This window comes from Acidaminobacter sp. QWL-03 (genome assembly GCF_058683855.1).
Genome location: NZ_CM178752.1, coordinates 1489685 through 1511658 on the forward strand (window position 1 = coordinate 1489685; position 21974 = coordinate 1511658).

Annotated in this window: 22 protein-coding genes and 1 other annotated feature; of the genes, 5 read left to right on the plus strand and 17 right to left on the minus strand. The window is 47.1% G+C overall.

Going from position 1 to position 21974, the window contains the following annotated elements; all coding sequences use genetic code 11:
• Positions 1-108: 108 nt before the first annotated feature.
• On the minus strand, positions 109-642 hold the full coding sequence (gene hpt / locus AC4PHM_RS06820; protein WP_492020149.1) for a hypoxanthine phosphoribosyltransferase: 534 nt from the start codon (positions 640-642) through the stop codon (positions 109-111).
• A gap of 153 nt (positions 643-795) precedes the next feature.
• Here hpt and AC4PHM_RS06825 point away from each other — a divergent pair, with 153 nt between their 5' ends.
• Positions 796-1440, plus strand: coding sequence for a LysE family translocator (locus AC4PHM_RS06825; RefSeq protein WP_492020150.1), 645 nt, complete (start codon positions 796-798; stop codon positions 1438-1440).
• 10 nt (positions 1441-1450) lie between these two features.
• On the opposite strand, the gene AC4PHM_RS06830 is transcribed toward AC4PHM_RS06825, so the two are convergent.
• Complete coding sequence (locus AC4PHM_RS06830; protein WP_492020152.1) at positions 1451-2578, minus strand: polysaccharide deacetylase family protein; 1128 nt, start codon at positions 2576-2578, stop codon at positions 1451-1453.
• Between the two features lie 211 nt (positions 2579-2789).
• Between AC4PHM_RS06830 and AC4PHM_RS06835 the strand changes: the two genes are divergently transcribed.
• Positions 2790-3308, plus strand: coding sequence for a DUF4364 family protein (locus tag AC4PHM_RS06835; RefSeq protein WP_492020153.1), 519 nt, complete (start codon positions 2790-2792; stop codon positions 3306-3308).
• A gap of 120 nt (positions 3309-3428) precedes the next feature.
• On the opposite strand, the gene AC4PHM_RS06840 is transcribed toward AC4PHM_RS06835, so the two are convergent.
• The 14 genes from AC4PHM_RS06840 to AC4PHM_RS06905 form a co-directional block, all read right to left on the minus strand.
• Positions 3429-5588 carry a complex I subunit 5 family protein gene (locus AC4PHM_RS06840; protein ID WP_492020155.1) on the minus strand — a complete coding sequence of 720 codons (2160 nt, stop codon included), beginning with the start codon at positions 5586-5588 and terminating at the stop codon, positions 3429-3431.
• Positions 5589-7073 (minus strand): complex I subunit 5 family protein, encoded by a 1485-nt coding sequence (locus AC4PHM_RS06845; protein ID WP_492020156.1) that lies wholly within the window; start codon positions 7071-7073, stop codon positions 5589-5591.
• A 13-nt stretch (positions 7074-7086) separates the two neighbouring features.
• Entirely contained in the window at positions 7087-8565 is a 1479-nt protein-coding gene (locus AC4PHM_RS06850; RefSeq protein ID WP_492020157.1) for a complex I subunit 5 family protein, read from the minus strand.
• Complete coding sequence (locus AC4PHM_RS06855) at positions 8566-8931, minus strand: sodium:proton antiporter (RefSeq protein WP_492020158.1); 366 nt, start codon at positions 8929-8931, stop codon at positions 8566-8568. It abuts the gene before it with no gap.
• Positions 8928-9347 carry an MnhB domain-containing protein gene (locus tag AC4PHM_RS06860; RefSeq protein WP_492020159.1) on the minus strand — a complete coding sequence of 140 codons (420 nt, stop codon included), beginning with the start codon at positions 9345-9347 and terminating at the stop codon, positions 8928-8930. Before AC4PHM_RS06860 ends, AC4PHM_RS06855 begins: the two co-directional genes overlap by 4 nt.
• Positions 9328-9642, minus strand: coding sequence for a hydrogen gas-evolving membrane-bound hydrogenase subunit E (mbhE, locus tag AC4PHM_RS06865; protein WP_492020160.1), 315 nt, complete (start codon positions 9640-9642; stop codon positions 9328-9330). Before mbhE ends, AC4PHM_RS06860 begins: the two co-directional genes overlap by 20 nt.
• A complete protein-coding gene (locus tag AC4PHM_RS06870; RefSeq protein WP_291403200.1) occupies positions 9639-9878 on the minus strand; it encodes a Na(+)/H(+) antiporter subunit B in 240 nt (79 codons plus the stop codon). Before AC4PHM_RS06870 ends, mbhE begins: the two co-directional genes overlap by 4 nt.
• A complete protein-coding gene (gene mnhG / locus AC4PHM_RS06875; RefSeq protein ID WP_492020161.1) occupies positions 9875-10180 on the minus strand; it encodes a monovalent cation/H(+) antiporter subunit G in 306 nt (101 codons plus the stop codon). The genes AC4PHM_RS06870 and mnhG overlap by 4 nt, the downstream gene beginning before the upstream one ends.
• Positions 10173-10454: an MrpF/PhaF family protein gene (locus tag AC4PHM_RS06880; RefSeq protein WP_492020162.1), complete on the minus strand. Its 282-nt coding sequence runs from the start codon at positions 10452-10454 to the stop codon at positions 10173-10175. The genes mnhG and AC4PHM_RS06880 overlap by 8 nt, the downstream gene beginning before the upstream one ends.
• Positions 10447-10932 (minus strand): Na+/H+ antiporter subunit E, encoded by a 486-nt coding sequence (locus AC4PHM_RS06885; protein WP_492020163.1) that lies wholly within the window; start codon positions 10930-10932, stop codon positions 10447-10449. Before AC4PHM_RS06885 ends, AC4PHM_RS06880 begins: the two co-directional genes overlap by 8 nt.
• Positions 10933-11151: 219 nt before the next feature.
• A complete protein-coding gene (locus AC4PHM_RS06890; protein WP_492020164.1) occupies positions 11152-13137 on the minus strand; it encodes a sigma-54-dependent Fis family transcriptional regulator in 1986 nt (661 codons plus the stop codon).
• A 41-nt stretch (positions 13138-13178) separates the two neighbouring features.
• Positions 13179-14477, minus strand: a complete 1299-nt coding sequence (locus tag AC4PHM_RS06895) for a bifunctional folylpolyglutamate synthase/dihydrofolate synthase (RefSeq protein ID WP_492020165.1) — start codon at positions 14475-14477, stop codon at positions 13179-13181.
• A gap of 12 nt (positions 14478-14489) precedes the next feature.
• Positions 14490-17129, minus strand: coding sequence for a valine--tRNA ligase (locus tag AC4PHM_RS06900; RefSeq protein WP_492020475.1), 2640 nt, complete (start codon positions 17127-17129; stop codon positions 14490-14492).
• A gap of 128 nt (positions 17130-17257) precedes the next feature.
• Positions 17258-17524: a binding site (T-box leader), on the minus strand.
• 272 nt (positions 17525-17796) lie between these two features.
• Positions 17797-18150 carry a hypothetical protein gene (locus AC4PHM_RS06905; RefSeq protein WP_492020166.1) on the minus strand — a complete coding sequence of 118 codons (354 nt, stop codon included), beginning with the start codon at positions 18148-18150 and terminating at the stop codon, positions 17797-17799.
• Positions 18151-18406: 256 nt separating this feature from the next.
• On the opposite strand from AC4PHM_RS06905, the gene AC4PHM_RS06910 reads away from it, so the two are divergent.
• From AC4PHM_RS06910 to AC4PHM_RS06920, 3 genes are read left to right on the plus strand one after another with little or no spacing between them, the layout of a single operon-like run.
• The gene (locus AC4PHM_RS06910) at positions 18407-18565 is read left to right on the plus strand and encodes a hypothetical protein (protein WP_492020167.1); all 159 of its coding nucleotides are present in this window, start codon (positions 18407-18409) and stop codon (positions 18563-18565) included.
• A gap of 46 nt (positions 18566-18611) precedes the next feature.
• Positions 18612-20087, plus strand: a complete 1476-nt coding sequence (locus tag AC4PHM_RS06915; RefSeq protein WP_492020168.1) for a DUF1538 domain-containing protein — start codon at positions 18612-18614, stop codon at positions 20085-20087.
• Between the two features lie 6 nt (positions 20088-20093).
• Positions 20094-20762, plus strand: a complete 669-nt coding sequence (locus AC4PHM_RS06920) for a P-II family nitrogen regulator (protein ID WP_492020169.1) — start codon at positions 20094-20096, stop codon at positions 20760-20762.
• A gap of 114 nt (positions 20763-20876) precedes the next feature.
• Here AC4PHM_RS06920 and AC4PHM_RS06925 read toward each other — a convergent pair whose 3' ends face one another.
• On the minus strand, positions 20877-21974 hold the full coding sequence (locus tag AC4PHM_RS06925) for a toast rack family protein (protein WP_492020170.1): 1098 nt from the start codon (positions 21972-21974) through the stop codon (positions 20877-20879).

Genomic DNA, 21974 nt, shown 5'->3' on the forward strand with positions numbered 1-21974 from the left:
ATAATTGAAAACAGCCTCATGGTGCCAGTGTGCGACTACGCGCTGCTGGGGAACCTTGAGGCTGTTTCTGTTTAATAAGCAAATTTAGTGCGCGCCTTCCGTCAAACTTTAGTCGACAAAAGCGAAGACGTGGTCGACATTGCGGAAATAGTCGCCATAGTTGAGCCCATATCCGACAATGAACATATCCGGAATGGTGAAGCCAACATAATCCGGTTCGAATTCAACCTGGCGTCTGGATGGCTTGTCGAGGAGGACGCAGCACTTGACGCTGTCCGCGCCTTTGCGCTTTAAATGCTTGAAAACCCCTGTCATGGTATGGGCTGAGTCCGTTATGTCGTCCACGACAAGAACGTCATACCCCTCCAAAGAATCAATCCCGATATCCTGGGTCACTTCAACACTGCCGGTAGACTCCTCACCATGGCCATAGCTTGAAGTGGTCATAAATTCAACCCGCAGTTGAAGATCAATTTTTCGGACAAGATCTGCGGTAAAAATAAAACTGCCTTTGAGCAGCGACACCACCAGCAGATTTTTACCGTGATAGTCCCTGGTCAGTTCCTGTCCAAGCTCGACAACCCGGCGTTCTATTTCTTCTCTGGAAACCAGAATTTCTCTGCGTTTGTTTTCTATACTCACGAATAGGTCACCCCTCAAGGTCTGATTTCTTATATTTTATGCTTTTTAGACAATAAATTCAACTGATTTGAAGGGAAAATGACCGCGGATGCCGAACAACCAAACCTTAAGCTCAAATCCAATCCGTCGGTTAGCGACTAAAGAGGTGTTGTCATGCTCCAGCTTTGGCTTAGAAGTTTGATTATTGGTTTGTCCATTGCCGCGCCTGTGGGTCCAATTGGTCTTCTGAGCATCCGCAGAACCCTTGCCTATGGTCGTCGTGCCGGCCTCATGACAGGCCTCGGCGCCGCGTTAGCGGACGGCATATATGGTGCTGTAGCAGCATTTGGTCTCAGCGCAGTCTCAGCCTTTTTGATCGATCAGCAGAATGTTCTCAGGCTGGGCGGGGGGCTTTTTCTGATTTATCTGGGTCAGGGGATTCTACGCTCCAAGCCAGCGCAGCGCCCTGCGGGGCCGTCTAAAAACGAATCCCAAACCAGCCACAGTGACCTGGGACTGCTTTTTTCCACTTTTCTTCTGACACTGACAAATCCAATGACTATTTTGTCCTTTATAGCGATTTTTTCCGGACTTGGACTGGCCGGCGGCGTCACCACTCACGGCCTGACCGCGCCGCTGCTCACTGTGGCGGGCGTTTTTACCGGCTCGGCGCTATGGTGGCTGATGCTGACATTCGCACTCTCCAGACTGAAAATCTTGTCCAAGCCAGATCATCTCATCTGGATCAATCGCTTGTCAGGACTCGTGATATTGATCTTTGGCATTTTGGCGGTTTGGCAGGGGTTTGCAGCAAGGTGAAGAACACTATTCAATATTCCAGAAGCTCCAGGCCTTCAAAGCCTGTCAAATCAACATTTTCAGACAGCCCAGCGGGTATGGCGATACGATCTGCCCTGCCATCGCTGATAAAGCGCTTTTCCGGATTAGAGACATAGCCATCCAGCCAATCTGTCAGCTGAAGGTGACCGTCGCCACTCTGGACTCTTTGAATCGAAGTGAAGTCAAAGCTTGCATCAAACGGCGAGACGCTGGGTTTCCACCCCACATTAAGAATGGCTATGTTTTTATAAGGCACGCCCTCATACTGACCTTCGATCAGCGTTCCTCTCTGCCCTTCAACAGGCCGTTCGCCGTAAGGAAGGGCCAATAGGTCGATCTCATAAGATTCAGGCAGCAGTTTTTTAAGCTGCACTGCATTTTTGCCAAGTGACACTTCCACTTCCTGAGCACTGAGCGGTTTAAAATGTTCGTGGCCAAAGCTGTGATTCCCTATGTCCATGCCGTTTTCAAGCATGTAATTGAATTTGAAAGCGACGGAATCTTTCTGACCAAAAGGAGTTCCGCCATTAAAGAAAAACGTGGCGTGCATGCCAAAATCAGGGTGTTCCTCAGCAAACGCAGACATGATCCCTACGACACAGTCCGGATCAATGGTCTGGTCCTCCAGAAGTTTGAAATTTGTGCTGTGTCCGTCATCAAAGGTCAGGACTACCGGCGTATAGCCTGCGGGCGTAGTAATATTGCCTTTTACGAGATCCCTGAGCGGAAGTGTCCTGAATCCCATCTCATAAAGTCGCTCCAGATCAGCGCGAAAGGAATCCGCCGTACGGGCGTAATCCGTATTTTTTTCTCCCAAATTGTGATACATAATTACCATGACTTCTCCCAATTCATTGGGCTTGACCACACTAAAATCAATCTCAGGCACCGCAGGCACTTCAGGCTCCAGCGGCGTCTCAGCAGCCTCCGGCGATTCGTTGGCTGATTCAGGCGGTATGGCTTCCCCAATTGGAGCGGCAGGTTCAGCAGTATTTATATCAGCACCACATCCCCAGAATATGGACGCTGTTAATACCAAAGACAAGAGAATAACAGTTGAGTACAGGCTTTTGCCTTTTACTGCATGACCTTTGAAAAACTTAGATGACAACAGCATATTATGTCCGCCTTTCAATATTATAATTCTGTTCATGATTATGTATTAATAAGTATATTAGAACAAGAGACATAACACAGTAAAAAAAGTAAAATGTAACTAATAATTTACCATTTGATTCTATACGCCTGACAAATGCACATCCTCACTTTCAAGCGGTTTATGATATAATAGGGATACGCTAATCAGATACAAGCAAGGTGGTGATCCTGTGTTTTTTGATGACTCTAAACAACAAATTGAAAAAAAAATGTTACTGCTGGAAGGGATCGCCCTGCTCAGAGATCCAGCCCACGACCTATTGATGGATTTGATGCTCAGAGACGGCCGGATGAACTACTTCGAATTTACGCACTGTCTGGGAGAACTCAAAGACTCAGGCTTGGTAAGGGATGCAGGAACCAATCGGTATCGACTGACCGAGCGCGGTGAAAACGCAATTTTATACTTTTCTGACCGCGTTGAAGAAGAAACTTTGAACGCTTTGAAAACAACCGTCGAAACCTTGAACACCCATACGCCAACCTACACTTCCGAGTGGGCGGTGTACGAAGGCGCCCAAGTACTAAAGCTAATGCACTCAGAACGAGGTTTGTGTCTGATGCTCAGTATGGAAGACCGCAAGCTCGGCGAGGCTATGGCAAAAGCATGGACGCAGCAAAACCGCCAAGCCTTGACCGCGCTCATGAATCTCTTGACTGACGCGCTGTTCGCGCCTCCAAGAGAGTGAATGTTTTCGCACTGATAAAAATGAAAAAGGAAGAAAGTACCTGTCAGGATCTCGAACTCTAATCGAGCCCTCTGACTTGTGCCTTCTTCCTTTTTTGCGCCCAAAACCAACTGGTCGCAATTAATATTTAATCAATGTGCTGTTCAGGAAGATGAAGATAAAACTTAGGACTAAAATTGCACCAAATAAAAAGATGGAATAGGTCACTGTACTTATGTTGAAGTTAGCCCTATAAACCGCTTTTCTGACCGTGGTCTCTCCTTCATCTTTCAGCTTGTGCCCTTTTTTGAAGCTTTCGTCTGCCAAATGCGCTATAGCTTCTCCTGAACGGTGAAGGGGCTCTGACAGTTTTTCACTTGTCAGCTTACCCAGAGCAGCATCCCCTTTTTCAATCAACGGCTGAGCAAACTTACCAGAGGAAGCGCTTTCCAGCGATTCTATCAAATGAGTTCCAGCGTCAGAAAAGCTTGAGCCATTCTTTTCAATCCATTTCTTAGGTTTCACGTCCGCAAGTCTGTGGATTGAGTCCCCTACGAATTCACCAAGACGAATCAGCCACTGATCAAAAAATCTGAAGAAGACAGTCATTCCTTTAAAAATCGCAGTAAATACCGGAATCATCAAATCCTCTTCGATTCGGAAGAAGGTATTTGAAGGATTCACATACACCGTGTGACCTTCCACCCGTCTTCGCAGATACATCCGTATAAACGTCGCGTACATGACAAAGCCAAGTACAAAAATGACACCTGACGCTCGCAGCGCTTCCGTTCCAAAGAGATGCGGATGAACCTCGCCACTTGCTCCCAAGATCTTTGCAGCTTGAGACAATGGCGCATAAACCCACTCTGGTCGTATCCCCAAAATAACGATCGCACCGGATAGAATTGACATTGGAAGGAGAACAGGCCATTTAATCAAATGTCTGTGCTGACCATAATAATCGTCATTCTTCTCGATAAAAACTGCCACAAAAAACTTCAGCATATACGCCACAGTCATTGCGCTGCCGAAATAGAAGAGCATGTCCAGAATACTGAAAAGCGGGCCCGGAAATTCATGAGCAGCTTCAAGAAGTGCTTCATGAATCATGGTTTTACTGGCGTAGCCGTTTAATCCAGGCATCCCAGCCACTGCGAGGGCACCAAACAGAAATAAGGCCTTCAGGAAATGCTTTAAACGCCCAAAGCCGTAAATCACGTTGATACTCAGCTCGTGAAGCGCAATGTAGATGACACCGGCACCAATGAACAACAGCGTTTTGATGATGCCGTGATTGACAATGTGAAACAGCGTACCATAGACGGCAAGTCCGCCATGACTGCCGAGAATCTCTATCAACGCGATACCGACCAGAATATAGCCCATCTGACTCATGCTCGAATAAGCCAGAATCCGCTTGACGTTTCTCTGATACATGGCCAAAGCGCCGCCGACCAGAATCGTCAGCATGCCCAGAATCAGAATTGTGTATGAAATCAGCGGTTCACCATCCAGCAGATAGTGAAGCGTGACAATGATCCCAAAAACGCCCGTCTTTGCGAGGACTGCCGACAAAATTATGGTTGCAGGCATTGGCGCCGCAGTGTAAGCCTTTGGCAGCCAAACGTGCAGTGGGAACAAACTCGCCTTAATACCAAAGCCTATAAGGATGAGCGAGCCTATGGCTATTCTGGTCACTTGCGAGGCATCTTTCAAATTCATCTCAGATATGATCAAGGTGTCTGCAAAGTTATAAGCCAAAAGGATGCCCAGCAAAACCATCAAACCGCCCGCTATAGCCATGGCCAAATAAGAGGTGCCAGCACGGTGGGCATATTCGTCCTCGTCGTGAATGACCAGGAAGTAGGACGATATGGACATCAATTCAAAAAAGGTGAATAAATTAAGAATGTTTTCAGAGAGAAACATGCCCATAGTACTGAAATAGGTCAGCATATACAGGGCATAATATCTGTTTCTGTTTTTGTGCCGAATTAAATACTGAGTGGAGAAAATCATGGCAAGCGGCCAAATGAATGCTGTCAGCCAAACGAAAATGTATCTCAGCATATCCAGCTTCAACATCAAGCCAGTCCCCATCAGGTTAGGTACAAACACCACTATGTCACCCTGACTGACTGGCTCATAAAGCAAAACCACAATGCCGAACACAAAGGCATACACCGACAGGTGCAGGGCATTCCTCAGACTTTCGTTCTTGTTTCCCTGAATGGCGCCAATCACGGACGCGGCGCCGGGTATGACAAGCAACATTAAAATCCAAAAACTGTTTGCCACTTAAAACACCTCCCCGGCAATGCGCGTAACGATGCTGACGATTGGGTTCGGCAGGATCCCGAGCAGTATGACGATAGCAGTCAATAAAAAGATTGGAATTAACATAGTATCTGAAGGATCCAGCGATTTGCCTTCACCAATGGAATCGAGCTCCGGCGTCTCTTTTTTACTGAAAAAGGCTTGTACGGCAATAGGAAGAAGATAGGCCGCTGTCAAAAATGCGCTGAGTAGCAGTGCGACTGCATAGAGTACGTTGTGCGCTTTTAACGCACCCAGTGCCAGATACCACTTGCTGACAAACCCGTTGGTCGGCGGTATGCCAATCAGTGAAATGACCGAAAGTCCAAAACAGATCATGGTCACCTTCATGCGCTTCCCTATGCCATCCAGCTGATGGACATATTTAAAGCCCGTCTGATAGTAAATGGCCCCCGCCACAAAGAACAGCGTAATTTTTATGACCGCATGATTAATCAAATGCAGCAGCGCACCAATAAATGCATCCTGATTGAGCAGCGCTATGCCAAGGATAATGTATCCCAGCTGGCTGATCGTGGAATACGCAAGCCGTTTTTTAAGATTGTCCTGATGCAGCGCCATGAGCGAACCCATGACTATGGTCAAAACAATAATAGGCAGCAAATAATTTGAGGCCCCCAGCATGGCGACACTTACCGGCCCAAATAGGAAATACGTCGTGCGCATAAGCGAAAAGATCCCGGATTTGACAACAGCAACAGCGTGCAGCAATGCGCTTACAGGTGTAGGCGCGACCATGGCATTTGGGAGCCAGGAGTGAAACGGCGCAAGTGCTGCCTTGACGCCAAAACCTAAAAAGAGACTCAAATAGCCGGCGAGGAGCATGATAAACTCATTGTGATCCGTGCCGCCAAAATGACTAAAGTTCACAATTCCCCCCGGCAAAAAACTCAAGTCATTGGTGATGCTGAAAACAAGCAGCATGCCAAGCAGGACGAGCGTCGCTCCGGAAAAAGAGTAAATAATGTACTTCTTGCCGCTTGCCAAAGCCTCCTCGCTGCCTGCGTGTATGACAAGTGGAAAGGTTGCCAGCGTCAGCAGTTCATAAAAAATATAGAGGGTGAACATATTTCCAGAGAAGGCTACGCCAATGGTGACGCCGAGTGTAAACAGAAAGAACACAAAAAACTGACGGACCCGATTTTCATGCTTCATGTACTCAAACGCATAAAAAGTTGTAAAGATCCACAGCAGGGATGCCAGCACCGCAAATAGTATCCCCAGACCATCCGGCCTGAGATAGATGTCAATAAAACGGTTGACCATCAGCAAGTGAAACCGAACCTTAGGAAATAATGAGACAACTGTAAAGAGTACAACGAAATTTGTTATAACAACTGCTGCCACGAAGGGCTTGAGTCTTTTTTCAGTGATGATCTTACTCTGTGTGGCAATGATCGATGCCAGCCAGGGCAGAAAAATGGGCAAAACGATTAAGAATGTCATGGACAAGCCGCCTTTACAAAGAAGGCATCGCGCTGGCGATCCAGTCCAGTATAGGACCAGACCCGAAACCGACGATCACCATCATGATTGAAAGCAAAATCAGAGGAACGAGCTCACGAACCGGCTTCATCTTCGACTTGTAAATCTTGCCTTCCAAATTCGCGTTACCGAAATATCCGTTGATAATAATAGGGAAATAATAACTGACGTTCAGTAGGCTGCTCGCCAGAATGATCAGCAGTAAAAAGATTTGTCCGTAATCTATTGCCGCCAAAGCCAGATTCCACTTGCTGACAAATCCAGGCAGCATTGGAATGCCAACCATGGACATGCCCCCAAGCGAGAAGATGGCCAAAGTGATTGGCATTTCACGTCCGATCCCCCGCATTTTATCAATTTCCCTTTGACCAGTCTGCTCTATAAATGAGCTGACAGAGAGAAACAGGCAGGATTTCGTGAGACCATGTGCCAGAATGTGGTAGATAGCAATGGTCATACCCATGGCATTGCCAAGTCCAAAGCCAAAGAAGATGTAACCCATCTGAGCGACGCTGGAATAAGCGACCATACGCTTCAGGTCAGTTTGTACGCGGGCGAACAAGGATCCCATAATCATACCCGTCGCACCAAAGATCAAAATCAGGTTCAGGATGACGGTATCCTTCAAAATAGCCTGACCATAAACCATAAACAACACTTTGAAAAGCAGGACGACCGGCGCTTTTATGACTATGCCAGACAAAATGGCACTCGAAGGTCCCGGCGCTGAAGCATGCGCGTCCGGCAGCCACACGTGGAGCGGAAACATAGCAGCCTTAATCCCCAGACCAATCGTAAACATAGTCAAGCTCACCAAGATGGCTCTCTCGTTGCCCGCCACGCTAACCTGAAGGGTTTCATGAATAGCGCGCATGTTCAGATGACCCGTCATGGAATATAAATAGGCAATGCCCATGAGGACGAGGCCGGAGCCAAGACTGCTCAAGATCAGATATTTCATGGTCGCCTTGATGTTTTCAGGTTTGTCTTTAATGGCAATCAGGCCACAAGCCGCCAGTGTGCTGACCTCGATGAAGACAAAGCTGTTGAACAAGTCAGAGGTAAATACAATGCCGAGCAGCGAAGCCAATAGCAAATGAATTAAGGTGTAGAAGAGTTTAACGCGGTTTTCTTTAATTTCCTTATGAATGCCAAAACTCGCATACCAGACCACCATAGTGGAGACGAAGGCAAACAGTACACCTACAACCGCTTCAATAGGTCCAATGTCAAAGGTAATCCCAAATGGCGCGTCATAGTGGCCGATTGTCGCGGTATAATGCTCCACTCTGGCTACATCCACAGCGACCAAAGCCAGCATCACCAGAACAACCGCCATGGTCGCCAGGCTGATTTTTGTCACTAATTGACGTTGCTTTATGACAGGCATTATAAACGCGGTAATCATCAGGATCAATATGGATAATAAACTCGTCAGATGTAAACCTTGCATCTAATCCCCCCTTGTGTCCATTACTTCGGAAAGATCAATAGTCCCGAAGCGTTCGTAAAACAGTATGGTCAACGCCAGTGCAAAAGCGGTCGTACTGACTGCAACGACGATTCCCGTCAGCATAAGGCCGGTTGGAATTGGCGTCACATAGGCGTCAATTCCTTTAAAAGCACCATTTATAATAGGTGCTTCACGACCTCCAGTATAGCCTATGGTAATAAAAAACAAGAATATGCTTGTATCCATGATGTTGAGTCCAATAATTTTTCTTATCAGATTATTGTTGAGCAGCAGTGTCATAAACCCTACCCCAAACAAAATCACGGTGCCAATCTGAAAATAGTGTGAGGCTAAAAAAGATATCACAGGTGTCCCTCCTCAAACAGCGTGGCAATCAGATAGAAGGCAACTGCCACAACAATACCTACCAGCACATTCAGCGGCAGGATCAAGCCGCTGCTGAGGATGTTTCCAGGGGTCCCCAGAGGAATTGGGAGTCCGTTCCTATGCAAAACCCCTGCGAGAAACGACTGTCCTTTGAGAATCCCATAAAGTAAAAGAGCAGCCAGCGACAACTTTAACAGCCGTTCACCGGTAAACCTGGCGCCAAAGGCATTCGCTCCGTTAACGTGGCGGTCGAGGATCAGGCAGGCACCCAGTACGCTGCCTCCTGAAAATCCACCTCCCGGCGATAAATGACCAAATAACATAATATAAAAGCTAAAGATCCATAGAAATGGCAAAAGCCAGCCTACTATTCGCCTAATGATGGGCGTGGTCATTGCCATCACCTCCATTAGCTTTGTCACCCTTTTGGAGCATCATCAGCACCAGAACCAGCGCTGTAAAGATGACCGAAGCTTCAATAAAAGTGTCAAAGGCCCTGTAATCCAGGATCATACCAGCTACGGCATTGACCGCGCCGGTCTCTTCAATGGATTTCTCCAGGTAACGGGCTGTGACCTCGTTATAAACGGCACTGTCAGCGGTTCCATATGGCGGAAAATCCGACAGACCTATCAGTAAAAAGGCTATGAAGCATACTGTTATCAAGACGGCTGCAATCTTTCTCTTCATGAGACCTTCCTCCTGACTCGTCTAATAGCCAGTACAAACAGGACTGTCGTGATCCCTGCACCTACTGCAGCTTCCGTGATGGCCAGATCCGGTGCATTCAGCTGTTCCCAGAGAACCGCCATCATCAGGCTATAAATCATAAATACAATAACGGCGCTCATTAAATTTTTGACGTAAGAAACCGCAACGCTGCCTATAATCATAAGGCCCAGTATAAGCATTGAAAATGTATTCAATGGGATTCAGCCCCCCCTTGAGAATTAAGCTTGGACTTCAGAATACCCCGGGCGATGGCATGTGTCGCTGTGGGATTGGTCACCCAGATAAAGATAATCACCATTAGCAGTTTGAGTGAAGCCGTATTGAAACCGGAGTATAGCATGAGACCCACCAAACAAAGGGCCGCGCCTAAAGTGTCGCACTTCGCCGCGCCATGGGCACGGGTCAATGCGTCGGGAAATCTTAGGATGCCAAGAGTTCCGACGATAAAGAAGAACAGTCCGACCAACATAAACAGGACCACTAAAGTATCACGCATGCTGTTCGTCCTCCTCTTCAGGTTCTTCAGCGAATTCCCTGGAAATAAATATGGATGCTATAAAGCTGATCAGTGCATAAACAAGAACCACATCCAGAAAATAGGTTTCTCTAAGTATAAATGCGATCAGCGCAATGATGACGATGGTTTTCGTCCCAACAACGTTGATGCCAATAATCCGGTCTCCTTTTGTCGGACCAATAATAACCCGAACAAGGCAGATTAAAGACGTTAATGCCAGCGCGACTGCTATTGCCAGTAAAAACTTATCCATTTAGCCGCGCCTCCACCCCAAGCAGAATTTTTTCTATAGGATTGCCATCAAGCGCTTTGTAATAGTCCTCATTCAGCGCGTGAATAGTCAGCTTGTCTTGTTCAAGCTCAACGGTCATTGTCCCGGGCGTCAGTGTTATGGCATTTGACAAAAGTACAATCAGCCGCTCATCTTTGAGACTCGTCGTATAGTGATAAATTTTGGGTTCAATTTGCATAGTTTTACTGAGTACAATTTTTGCCACCTGAAAATTGGCTGCAATAATCTCTTTTATGAGTACAACAATCAAATAAAGCCACGACAACCACAGACTCGGGGCATACAGTGGAATCCCTTCACTTTCTGCAACCTTGCCGCTTAATAGTTTCAGAACAAGCCAAGAGAGGCCCAGTCCAATGATGACAGCTTCAATTGTAATTCGTTCAGCCAGCATCAGGAAAAACAACATAAGACCTGTTAACGGCATCATTTTTTTCATATTCATCACCCGTTATAATTATTATGCAAATATCATGCCAAAAAATTAACTGCAAGTTGCTTTAAAAAAATATTCACAAACACAGTTTTTTCAATCCTTATAACCGTGTTAATTTTCGCCCTTTATCACTTGATATTAGCTGACTAATCCTATTGTATCATAATGAGTCATCAGGTTTCTCAACAAAAACAATAGATGTCTCAAAACAATACATTTGCATCATTTTGAGACATCTCGATTCATAGCTATGCCATGGGACTCCATTTTCCTGTAAAGCGTTGCCCTGCCAATGCCCAACGCGCGTGCAGCCTGCGCCACATTTCCTTTGCAGACCTTCAGTGCATGAAGAACAGCCTGCCGCTCAACTTCAGAAAGAGGCAGTGCGCGCTCTTCAGAAGTGACAAACTCACGGCGGGCGTCAAGACGAATGTAATTTGGAATCAACTTCTCTTCCAGTGAGGCTTCTCCCGCCAGACTGACCATCATCTGCATGACATTTTGAAGCTCGCGAACGTTGCCCGGCCAGTCATAATTGGTCATGATCCTATAGAATCCCTCAGCGATAGGCGGACTGCCAACTGAGCGTTTATGAAACTGTCCGTAAAAGTTATCGATCAGCTTGGGTATGTCACTCCTGCGTTCTCTTAGTGCCGGTGTATAAATAGGCATAACATTGAGTCTATAGTAGAGGTCGCTTCTGAAGTTGCCTTTTTCGACTTCTGTTTTTAAATTTTTGTGTGTCGCTGCAATCACCCGGACATCTACCGGAAGTACGTCGTAACCGCCAACCCTCACAACCTGCCTGGTTTCCAGCACGCGAAGCAGCATAGCCTGTGTATCCAGCGGCATGTCGCCAATCTCATCCAAGAACAGAGTCCCCCCGTCTGAGAGTTCGAACTTGCCAGGCTGTCCGCCTTTTCGCGCACCCGTAAATGCGCCCTCTACATAGCCAAAAAGTTCACTGGCAACCAAATCGCGCGGAATCGCACCACAGTTTATGAAGACAAAAGGCTGATTCTTCCTTCGACTTGCATTGTGTATGCCCTGGGCGAACATCTCCTTTCCTGTGCCGCTTTCTCCGTAAAGAAGAATATTGGCATCAGAGTCAGCCACCCTTCGTGCCATTTCCACTGCCTGCTTGATTTCCCGACTGTCTCCGAGAATATCATTAAAAGTGTAGATTGCTGTCGCTCCGACTATTTTATTAACCAGGCTGTGTACCCGTTTGGACTCTCTGAAAGTCAAAACTGCTTCTTTTTTTCCACTCTGTGTCTGGCTGATTGGCGTCATATTGACTAGAACTGAGACGCGCTTGCCATTCTTCTTTCTAAGAAAAACTTCAACTTCGTCCAGCCGGGCGCTGTTTCTGACCATATTGATATAGCCTTTCAACTTTTCCGCTTCTATTAGCGTTTCGAGCTTCTGGCCCAAAATTTCCTTTTCGTTGTAGCCAAGATATTTTCTTGCAAAATGGTTGATTTCGGTTATTTCTCCGGTTGAATCGACACATAAAATGCCTTCACGGATCGACTCCATGATCGCCAGGTAGTGCTCGCTGGCCCGCTTTGCCTCAAGGTGTGCCGCCTCGAGCTCCAGTTCGTGTTCAATGGCTTCCGCAGACGCCATGACCATACCAAGGGTGTGAGGGTGAACCAGGTCATAGTCCCCGGACATACTGATCACCGCAACCACTTCACCATGCTTTCCATGGATTGGTGAAGCAGATGTGGTCCAGTCGTGAAATGCCCTGTGGTAATGCTCAGCGCCCATGACTTGTATGGAACAGTCCGCTTTTAACGCGATTCCGATGCCATTGGTTCCAATGGCCGACTCACTGACGTTGCAGCCGCTGTGCAGCCTGAGATGCCTGTTCTCCTCCAGCATGGACTGGTCCCCGTAGCTTCCCAGCACCCAGCCTTCGCAGTCTGTCAGTCTCAGAATCATCCTGGATTCACCCACCGCTTTATATAGAGTTTCCATAAAGGGTTTGGCAATTTTCAGGACATCTCCTAATTGCTCTCGTCTCAGCTCCAGCTCTTTTTCATTGAGATCATCATCAGCCCATGGACCATCTTGATGGACGCCTGCATATCTGCAGCGTTCCCAGGATTCCACTATTTCAGGCCTGAGCACTTTGGAGTCGATGAGCCCCGTCTCGTAGAATCTCAGCCATGCTTTTTCCAGTTTAGAACGATTTTGCAGCAATTTTCTCGTAGACAGAAGCTCACCTCCCTTGGTAAATCTAATTACTCATTCCAAAGCCGCTGTCTCAACAAGGTTCTGACCTCGCCAATCATATAGAGTGACCCAAAACACAAAATTGCATCATGTGTTCCCGGTGAAAAATGTTCAAACGCCAAGTCCAAGGCATCAGCTATAGCCGGACGAACAATAACAGTCTTGCCATAAGGCGCCATGCGCTCCGCCAGACCCTCTGCACTCATTTTTCTCGGATTGTTCGGTTCAGTCGCAATGACTGTATCGACCAGCGGCATCATCACGCTCAGCATGCCTGAGATATCCTTATCCCCAAGAATACCAACGACAGCGACAATTCGCCGATCCGGCATAAGCCGCCTTACAGCTGCCGCCAGGCCGGAAGCGCCGTGGAAATTGTGGGCGCCATCGATCATAACCAGCGGTTCATGGGACATGACTTCGAGACGGCCAGGCCAGACTGCAGCCGCCAGCCCGTCCCGGATCGCATTGTCCGAGATTTCAATGTCGTAAGCTTCCCTGAGGGCTTCCGCTGTGGTCAACGCCACTACGGCATTGTTGACCTGATAGTCGCCAATCAGCTTTAAGCAGTAAGCATTGTCGAAAAGTTTAAAGACGGTCCCTTCTAGTGTAGCAGATTGAATCGCCGCCTCTTGGCAGGGCGCCACTACAAGACGCGTGCCAAGCTCCTGACAGCGGGACGCAATGACAGACAACGCTTCCGGCGCTTGAGGATGAATCACGCAAACCGAGTCCGACTTGATGATGCCCGCCTTTTCGAAAGCAACTTTGTCAAGCGTGTCCCCCAAATATTCTACGTGATCGAGATCCACCGGCGTAATCACGGACACCAAAGGCTTCTTGATGACATTGGTGGAGTCAAGTCGGCCGCCCAGGCCGACCTCCAGCACCACATAATCCACTTTGTGTCTGGCATAGTACTCAAAGGCCACCGCGGTGACGATTTCAAATTCGGTTGGATGGCTGCAGCCTTCACTCAGCATGCGGTCCACATGATTCTTGACAAAAGAAACGACCTCTGCCAATGACTGATCATCAATGTTCTCCCCATTGATCCTGATGCGCTCATTGAACACCTCCAGGTAGGGCGACGTATATAACCCCACTCTGTAGCCCTGAGCTCTTAAAATTGAATAGATCATAGTCGACGTGGAACCTTTGCCGTTTGTCCCGGCGACGTGGATATAAGCCAGGCGGTCCTGAGGGTTGCCCATATAACTGAGAAGTTGTGTTATATTATCGAGGCCGAGCTTACTGCCAAATTGATAGGTACTGTGGATATAATCGATCGCTTCACGAACATTCATGCCGCTTCTCTCCTATTTGAGTTTGGATTTGACTTTGTCGAGTCTGTCTTGAGAAAGGGTCAGCATTTCTGCCAGTGTCACGCGCTTTGCACGCTCCTCCTCAACCAGCTGCACCGGCGCTTTAGCGACAAAGCCTGCATTGCCCAGTTTAGAGTCAATGCGATCAATTTCCCCTGTCAGCTTCTTCACTTCTCGTTCAAGACGCTCGGACTCTTTTTTATAGTCGATCAAGTCGTCCAGCGGCATAAGCAATTCTCCGCCTGGAACAACTACTGAAACAGCATCTTCTACGATCTCACCTTCGACAAACGCTCGAACTTCAGAGGCTGAAGCAAGGCTTTCGAGGTAGGCCTTTTGATTCAGGAAGACCGGCATGAGTTCCGGCGTCACCTTGACAATAAGTCTGGCTTTTCTGGACGGCGCGACCTCCATTTCAGCCCGCGAGTTTCGGATGCTGCGGATGGCGTCCATCAAAATCTCCATGGCACGCTCAGCTTCGCCGTCCACATGACCCAGATTTGCAACCGGCCAAGGCGTCACAATCAGGTCATCCTCCTTGGATGGAAGGTGCTGCCAGATCTCTTCTGTAATAAACGGTATAAACGGATGAAGCAGCTTCAGAATATCTCTGAGTACAGACAGAAGGACTTTCTGAACGGTTTCTTTTTCCTCCGGATTTTCACCGTAAAGTCTCTTTTTCGCGGTTTCAATATACCAATCACAGTATTCGTTCCAGACGAATTCATAAATCTTATTGGCAGCGACACCAAGCTCAAACTTTTCTAGGTTTTCCGTTGATTCAGACGTCAGCTGTGACAGTCTTGAGAGAATCCAGCGGTCCGCGAGAGTCAGCGTTTCAGAGCCGTCCAGAGCGCCCGGATCTTTCTCAATGCCCATCAAAACGAAGCGGGAAGCATTCCACAACTTGTTCGCGAAGTTCCGGCTGGACTCGACGCGGTCAATCTGGAATTTAAGATCATTGCCCGGGCTGTTGCCAGTCGCCAGCATAAAGCGCAGCGCGTCAGCGCCGAACTGGTCAATGATATCCAGCGGGTCAACACCGTTGCCGAGAGACTTGGACATTTTTTTACCATCCGCCGCTCTGACCAATCCGTGGATGAATACTTTGTCAAACGGAATATCGCCCATAGCTTCAAGACCTGAGAAGACCATACGGACAACCCAGAAGAAAATGATGTCATAGCCGGTAACCAAAACACTGGTCGGATAAAAATAATCGAGATCAGGTGTCTTTTCAGGCCAGCCCAAAGTTGAAAAAGGCCAAAGTGCCGAGCTGAACCAAGTATCGAGAACATCCTCGTCCTGTCGGAAGTTTGTGCCGCCGCAGTCCGCGCAAGTGTCCGGCATCTCCTTGGCCACAACGACTTTACCGCAATGCTCACAGTAGTAGGCTGGGATTCGGTGACCCCACCAGAGCTGTCTGGAGATACACCAGTCGCGGATATTCTCGAGCCAGTGCATATAAATTTTCGTAAAGCGCTCTGGTACAAACTCCAAAGTATTATTTTTGACGACATCAATTGCCGGCCCCGCGAGAGGTTCCATGCTGACAAACCACTGGTCGGACAGCATTGGCTCAATAATCGTATGGCAGCGGTAGCATGTGCCGACGTTGTGCTGGTGCTCTTTGATTTCAATGAGATGACCTGAGGCTTTCAGCTTTTCGACGACGGCTTTTCTGCAGGTGAAGCGGTCCATGCCTTCGAATTCACCCGCGGCAGCGTTCATGGTCCCATCGAAGTTCATGGCTTCGACGGTCTCCAAATTGTGGCGTTTGCCAATTTCATAGTCATTAGGGTCATGAGCGGGCGTAACTTTGAGCGCGCCGGTACCGACTTCGCGGTCGACGTAGGCATCCGCGACTATCGGCAGAGCTCTGCCAACGAGGGGAAGGATTGCCACTTTGCCAACGTATTTGGCATAGCGCGGATCCTCCGGGTGCACCGCTATGCCCGTGTCGCCCAGCATGGTTTCCGGGCGGGTCGTCGCGATTTCGAGGTAATCGTCCTCTGAATCCTGGAGGTAGTATTTGATATGGTAGAACGCACCTTGCTTCTCTTCATGTTCGACCTCAGCGTCTGAAAGCGTGGTCATACAGTCCGGACACCAGTTGATCAGACGGTTTCCGCGATAAATCAAACCTTTTTCGTAAAGGCGGATAAAGACTTCGGTCACAGCCTGGTTACAGCCTTCGTCCATGGTGAAGCGCTCGCGGTCCCAGTCACAGGAGCTTCCCAGCTTCATCATTTGGTTGACGATCTGGCGGCCGTAATCCTCACGCCATGCCCAGGCGCGCTCCAGGAAGCCGTCGCGACCAACCTCTTCCTTGTTAAGGCCTTCTTCCTTCTTGATCTTCTCAACCACTTTGACCTCGGTAGCGATGCTGGCATGGTCCGTTCCCGGCAGCCAGAGGGCCTCAAAGCCCTGCATGCGCCTCCAGCGAATCAGAATATCCTGTAGGGTCTGATCAAGGGCGTGGCCCATGTGCAGCTGTCCCGTAATGTTAGGAGGCGGCAGCACAATGGTGTATGGCTTCTTGTCCGGATTGACCTCCGCCTTAAATTGCTTCTTATCCATCCACCCTGCGTAAATTTTGTCCTCAAAGGCTTTGGGATCATAAGTTTTGCCCATTTCACCCGCGCCTTTCATTTCTTGCGTCATTTTTTCAATGTTTTTCTCTTCCACACTGTTCACTCCCGACTCAAATTCTCTTTTTCGACCTTTGCCGATTTTTGGGAAATAAAAAAACTCCATCCCAATCAAGGGACGAAGTCTATTCGCGTTACCACCCCAGTTCCGTCTGCTCATCCCGACTCAGCATGCATGGCACGCGACCGAGACTCCGCTTCGCGGCACCTCCATTGACGTCAAACGGCGTCACCCGTCCAGCGCTTGGCTTCTCAAAAGCTTCGCGCCAGCCGCTCCACAGCGACCTTCAGCCTCACAACCCGCGAAGTGTCTCCCAGCCATGGACACTCTCTCTGAACACATTGTAAAGGCTTACTCCTCTGTTTCTCAGCGTTTTAAGTGCTCTGCCTGCCGATGGTCATCCAATCGCAGACATAATCACATTCTTCATTTAGTATGCTGAGCACATTATACAAGAAGCAAGCCCACTAGTCAAGGAGGCAATAGGCGTAAGCCGCAATAGGCGCAAGCCGCAATAGGCGTAAGCCGCAATAGGCGTAAGCCGCAATAGGCGTAAGCCGCAATAGGCGCCGCCACGACCATAGACACCACGAAACGTGATGGCGTGTAAATTGTGACCATCGGCTGCGCGCCTTTATTCTTTACCGCACTATTTCAGAAGATGCATACAGCACCGGCGTTCCAGATACCCCACCAATTCGCGGGCCATACTTCTGAAGTCGTAATGAAATATGCTCCAGTCCCGCTGATAATTTACATAGACAATCCGTTTAATGCTCATGGAGGGCAAATAAGGATTACCATCCACGGAGGATGAATCCTGATAAATGCACAGACGGGTCACGCGGCCCATGCCCCGTTTCATAGTCTCTGGGTCAATGCCGGTCTCCACCGGCTCTTCATGTACAATCGCAAACCAAAGCATGCCGTCAATCTCGCCTTCCAGATACCCTCTATGTCTGTGATCGTTGATGACCTTGATATTATGCTCATAAGAACCCATATGACATCCCACCTATCTGTCCGACGACGAAGCCCCACAAAAAACCAGAGAGAATACCAGAATAATATATTTCTAGTATTCCCAAATTTGAATGGTCTACACAGGAACTTTATTGAAAGCCACGCTTATAAACTTGGGACGTTACCAATATTACTGGGTATACGCAAATACAATAACATTCAAGTGGACCTCATCGAAAGATCACAAAAAATATTTGTGAAATTTTATGTGTACCGCCCTGAAGGAGGTTTATATTGTGTACTATTTCGTCTCAGCAAATTACAGAATATTACAAAACCCACCTAAGAAAGCCACAAAAAAATTATCGAGAAAGCAACATAAAGAAGTTATTGAAAAGTTGAAGCATCAAAATGAGTATAAGAATTCAGTCCGCAGTTTGAAAATAGATGATTGAATGAATCCTACCGTTAGGTCCTATTCTGAAAAAGGGGGGATATGGATTGAATGTATTGATTGCGAAAGTTAAAGAGGTTGTTTTTTCCGTTTTACCTATTACTGTCATTGTGATCTTATTAAATTTCACACTAACACCTTTGGCGTCTCCAGTCCTCATCAGATTTCTAATAGGCGCGATCTTCATCGTTTCAGGATTGTCCATTTTTCTATTCGGCATTGAACTCGGAATCACACCCATTGGAAGTTTACTGGGCTCCAGTATTGCGAAAACCAACAAAATAAGCATTGTGCTGCTAGCTGGAATAATCCTGGGATTCGTAATCTCTATCGCCGAACCAGACCTGCATATACTTGCGGGAGAAGTCGAGTTGGTTACTTCAGGAGCAGTTTCGAAAACAAGTACTGTATTAATCGTTTCAGTCGGGATCGCTTTCATGATGTCATTTGGTCTGATAAGGATTGTTTACAACATACCACTATATCTAATTCTGACCGCGATCTATGGCTTTATTTTGCTTATATCACCATTTGTCTCAAGAGAATTTCTTGCCATTGCCTTTGATGCCTCCGGCGCTACTACTGGCGCACTGACCGTTCCGTTCATTTTGGCTATAGCCATTGGTATTTCGGATTTAAAGAAAGACATAAAGGCATCTGAAAAAGACAGCTTCGGTCTGGTGGCCATCACTTCAACAGGTGCCATACTTACAGTTCTAATCTCAAACTTGATTTCAAAATCAAATGCATTCCAAGCTGAGGTCGACTTTGAGCTTCATTTGCCAGAATCCACTATCGAAGTGTTCATCAATGAGTTTCTTTCGATTTCAAAAGAAAGTTTCTTTGCACTATTGCCTATTCTGATTATATTTTTAGTTACTCATAAATTTTCCCTTCATCTATCCAGAAAATCATTTCGTAAAATCACAATGGGACTTCTTTTGACTTACATTGGCTTAGTTATTTATATGCTTGGCGTTCGAGCCGGTTTTATGGAAACAGGCAATCTCATCGGATTTGGCATTGCCTCATTGCAAAACAACGCTTATCTCCCAGCAGTTGGATTTTGTTTAGGTTTTGTGACTATACTGGCAGAACCGGCAGTCTATGTATTAACAAAACAAATTGAAGAAGTTACGAGCGGTTATGTCAGACAAAAAATAATTACATGGACTTTGGCTATTGGTGTAGGCGCTGCTATCTCATTGTCCATGCTTCGAATTCTCATACCAGAACTTCAACTATGGCATTATTTGCTTCCCGGATATCTTGTTTCAATTATTCTGACGTATTTTACCCCGAAACTTTTTGTTGGAATCGCATTTGATTCAGGTGGTGTTGCTTCGGGACCTATGACAGCGACCTTTATCTTAGCATTTACGCATGGCGCCGCACAAGCGATTGACGGAGCAAACGTTCTAGTGGACGGTTTTGGAATGATTGCTATGGTCGCTTTGGCACCCCTGATCACTTTGCAAATACTAGGTTTAATATTCAAATACAACACCAGGAAGGAGGTTTGAAGAGACATGAGTTTAAAAGTAGTCCAATCAAAAAATGAATTGATCGTCGCCGTTGTTCCCTTTGGTTTGGGAAGCAAGGTATTGCACGTTTCCAAAAAATGCGGTGTAACAGGTGGTACGATTTTTCTTGGAAAAGGGACCATTCACAACACAATTCTGAATCTTTTATCCATTACCGATATAAGAAAAGAAATTGTTCTTATGGCCGCCTCCACAGAGGTAGCTTCCTGTGTTCTAAAATCACTGTATCATAAATTCAGTTTTGGAAAACCAAATCATGGCATTATTTTCACACTGCTTATATCAGAGGTTTTAGGAACCCGCTGTCTTGAATGCGAGGTCCAGAATGTAAAAAAGGTGGGGAATCATATGAAGTATCAACTTATTACTATAATTGTCGATAAAGGAAAAGCAGAACAGGTCATAGATGCAGCGACTCAGGCTGGCGCAACCGGTGGAACCATAATTAATGCAAGAGGTTCAGGCATTCACGAAACAAGCAAAATATTCGCGATGGACATTGAACCAGAAAAGGAAATAATCATCATTCTGGAGAAGGGTGAAAAGATTGATTTGATTGTAGATAAAATCAATTCTGAACTCAAAATGGATTTGCCTGGAAATGGTATCCTTTTTACACAAAACGTCAACAAAGCATTTGGGATACTGAAGTAAGTCTAAAAGGCCACTTCGTTGATCGAAGCGGCCTTTTCCGTTGAAAAGTACAATCTTAGATGTTTATCAATCTCACTGAATCCCTGCGTTTAAAAGATGACTGTTCTGAGCGGTTCAATTAAATAGGACATCAATCTCCGCCACTGCAGATTTGATCACCAGATCAATTTGCTCCCCGGACTGGTTGTAACCCTCGGAATAATAGATGCCATCCTCTTTGATGAAGCCATTTCTTGAAAGGGACTGGTCACCCACAATACCCTTGTAATCAACGCTGACGCCGACCCCCTCCGGTACCACAAGGCGGATGGAGGTCGCACCGCAATTGATTTCTACGGTTGATCGTTCAACCAGGTTCCCCATGCTGAGATCAAGGTCACCGGCGCCCATGTTGATCTGCAGTCGTTCCACCGGGATCTTGTCCAGGCTCATATCGCTGTCCATAGCACCGGCATCAATTTTAAGGTCCCATTTGACCTTAGGATTTAAATAGAGATCATAATCCAGTTTTTCGTGAACGTCATCAAAACGCAGACCTTCTTCAGGATTAAAGTTATAAGCAATGGCATTGTCACTCCTGCGGCTTCCAACCTGGTATAGCTTTCCGGGCACCACATAGGACATGGCGCTTTGGTCTGTTACCCCGACCTTAAAAGTTCCTGCCGGCAGCGCAATATCTACGCTGGCTTTTTCGACGCCATCCAAATCAGCTATATCGAAGCTGCCGCTGGTAACTCCCGAAACCCAGTCCGACGCATTTCTGTCCCCGCGCTCGACAATAGTCCACGGCAACGTCATCCCAAAGAAATCGAAATCGCGGTTCCGACTGCCCACCATTGTGCCATAAAGAAGAATTGCCGCAATGAACAGCACCCAAGTTATGAGGCTAATGTATGGAAATCTCCTGAAAATAATGTTGACGCCTATGACAACAAAGACAAGCGGCCAAAGATCGAACAGGGCGCTGATTATGGAGATGTTGATATACCCAAACTTAACTAAAAGCCAGACAACGCCTATGGCTATAAAGGTAAGACCGACGCCTATACCGTCTGCAATCTGTTTGTGGCGTCTTCTGCGAAGCGCTTTATCCCGTTCTTCAATCTCGGCGGCGGTCAGCGCCGCACCATTTTTTGAATAAGAACCCGTCTGTGACTCCGTTTTGGGTTGTCCTTGCTGCACTGATGGATTAGGTCGTTGTTGCTCGTCCAT

Excerpts from the sequence above, each read along its gene's own strand:
- AC4PHM_RS06830 (WP_492020152.1), bottom strand. The coding sequence starts at position 2,578 with ATGCTGTTGTCATCTAAGTTTTTCAAAGGTCATGCAGTAAAAGGCAAA.
- AC4PHM_RS06885 (WP_492020163.1), bottom strand. The coding sequence starts at position 10,932 with ATGAAAAAAATGATGCCGTTAACAGGTCTTATGTTGTTTTTCCTGATG.
- AC4PHM_RS06860 (WP_492020159.1), bottom strand. The coding sequence starts at position 9,347 with ATGACCACGCCCATCATTAGGCGAATAGTAGGCTGGCTTTTGCCATTT.
- AC4PHM_RS06920 (WP_492020169.1), top strand. The coding sequence starts at position 20,094 with ATGAGTTTAAAAGTAGTCCAATCAAAAAATGAATTGATCGTCGCCGTT.
- AC4PHM_RS06850 (WP_492020157.1), bottom strand. The coding sequence starts at position 8,565 with ATGCAAGGTTTACATCTGACGAGTTTATTATCCATATTGATCCTGATG.
- AC4PHM_RS06895 (WP_492020165.1), bottom strand. The coding sequence starts at position 14,477 with ATGAATGTTCGTGAAGCGATCGATTATATCCACAGTACCTATCAATTT.
- AC4PHM_RS06900 (WP_492020475.1), bottom strand. The coding sequence starts at position 17,129 with ATGGGCAAAACTTATGATCCCAAAGCCTTTGAGGACAAAATTTACGCA.
- AC4PHM_RS06845 (WP_492020156.1), bottom strand. The coding sequence starts at position 7,073 with ATGACATTCTTAATCGTTTTGCCCATTTTTCTGCCCTGGCTGGCATCG.
- AC4PHM_RS06825 (WP_492020150.1), top strand. The coding sequence starts at position 796 with ATGCTCCAGCTTTGGCTTAGAAGTTTGATTATTGGTTTGTCCATTGCC.
- AC4PHM_RS06880 (WP_492020162.1), bottom strand. The coding sequence starts at position 10,454 with ATGGATAAGTTTTTACTGGCAATAGCAGTCGCGCTGGCATTAACGTCT.
- mnhG (WP_492020161.1), bottom strand. The coding sequence starts at position 10,180 with ATGCGTGATACTTTAGTGGTCCTGTTTATGTTGGTCGGACTGTTCTTC.
- AC4PHM_RS06925 (WP_492020170.1), bottom strand. The coding sequence starts at position 21,974 with ATGGACGAGCAACAACGACCTAATCCATCAGTGCAGCAAGGACAACCC.
- mbhE (WP_492020160.1), bottom strand. The coding sequence starts at position 9,642 with ATGAAGAGAAAGATTGCAGCCGTCTTGATAACAGTATGCTTCATAGCC.
- AC4PHM_RS06905 (WP_492020166.1), bottom strand. The coding sequence starts at position 18,150 with ATGGGTTCTTATGAGCATAATATCAAGGTCATCAACGATCACAGACAT.